1 pseudogene is annotated in these 525 nt (G+C 57.3%); it reads left to right on the top strand.

What is annotated here, in order from left to right:
• Nucleotides 1-186: 186 nt before the first annotated feature.
• Nucleotides 187-525 (top strand): annotated as a pseudogene (locus C5Y96_RS28060) (acetylglucosamine-6-sulfatase); the annotation flags it as partial.

Genomic DNA, 525 nt, shown 5'->3' with positions numbered 1-525 from the left:
AGCATAAGGTTCTTACTTCCCAGGACCGCCAGCGGTTTTGGAAATTAACCGATTCTCTGGGGCGACGTGCAACCGCCGCCGAGAGAAACTAGAATATCAGAGATGCCGGGCCAAGCGCAGACCGCCAGCGCCACGGCGTCGCCTATTCGTCATCTCGCCCCACCCTCCTTTAGATTGAGACTCGCCATGCTGCGTATCTGGACGCTTGGACTGCTCGCTTCGCTCACGATTATGAACGTTTCCCGCGCCGAAGACGCCAAGGAAGTTCCGACCGCCGTCACTTCGGAATCGCGCAACGACAAAAGTTGGTGGAAAGATCGCCACGAACAAAAGCTGGCCGCCGCCAAGGCCGCCGAGAAAATCGACCTGCTGATGGTCGGCGACTCGATCACCCACGGCTGGGAAGGTCGCGGCAAAGAAGTTTTCAAAGAGTTCTACGGAGACCGCAATGCCCACAACATCGGTTACGGCGGCGATCGTACCGAACATGTGCTGTGGCGATTCGAAAACGGCGAACTTGACAAC

The sequence above is a fragment of the Blastopirellula marina genome (assembly GCF_002967715.1).
Lineage (GTDB): Bacteria > Planctomycetota > Planctomycetia > Pirellulales > Pirellulaceae > Bremerella > Bremerella marina_B.
This window is presented reverse-complemented; position numbering and strand designations above follow the sequence as displayed.